The organism is Teichococcus vastitatis, assembly GCF_003604215.1.
Lineage (GTDB): Bacteria > Pseudomonadota > Alphaproteobacteria > Acetobacterales > Acetobacteraceae > Pseudoroseomonas > Pseudoroseomonas vastitatis.
In genome coordinates this window covers 1-658 of record NZ_QXGS01000212.1, presented here as the reverse complement: position 1 = coordinate 658, position 658 = coordinate 1, and the positions used below count along the sequence as shown (strand labels likewise).

Here is a 658-nt window from a genome sequence, read left to right as displayed (position 1 = left end):
TTTGCTCAGATTGTTCCGTCAAGGAGCGCGCTCAAGCTGTCGCGGATGCCGCTCCACTCGTCATCGCTGAACTCCATTAATCCGAAGGAGCGCAGGATGAAGGCACCCTCGGTGGCCAGCAGCGCCATCTTGGCTCGCCGCCCCTCCCTGGAATGGAAGTCGACGCCGCCAAACATGCTCGCGTACCAAGCCCTGCATTCTTCCCGGCGATGCGTCGCCTCGATAAGGGTGGCCATGAATCCCGCAGCTCGGGCGTGATCGGCGGCCTCCATGTTCATGGTGACCTTGATGTGCCCCCTCACGGTCTCGACCGGTGCCGGATCCGGGCCGAGCAGCGCGATCATCCTGGCCTCGTACTCGCTCGACCACCGCTCGACCAGCGCCCCGATGAGATCATCCTTGGTTCCAAAGCGCGACTGAATGCCACCTTTCGAGACGCCCGCGGCTTTGGCCACGGCGTCGATGGTGAGGGCACCCGTTCCCCCCTTCAGCAGGATGTCCTCTGCAAAGTCGAGCACCTTGTCGCGGTCAATCGTCGGCGGGCGCCCCATGAGAAAGTCTCTCCAGCGTAAAAATACACGCGTATTACTGGCTATTCTGCAGCGCTTCCACAAGCAAGAGTTTGCGCCTTTTCAAACAGCGGCATGGAGCTATATTT

The 658-nt window shown here is 60.8% G+C and carries 1 protein-coding gene; it reads right to left on the bottom strand.

What is annotated here, in order from left to right; genetic code table 11:
* Nucleotides 1-5: 5 nt before the first annotated feature.
* The gene (locus D2K64_RS23960) at nucleotides 6-551 is read right to left on the bottom strand and encodes a TetR/AcrR family transcriptional regulator (protein ID WP_120010928.1); all 546 of its coding nucleotides are present in this window, start codon (nucleotides 549-551) and stop codon (nucleotides 6-8) included.
* Nucleotides 552-658 lie beyond the last annotated feature (107 nt).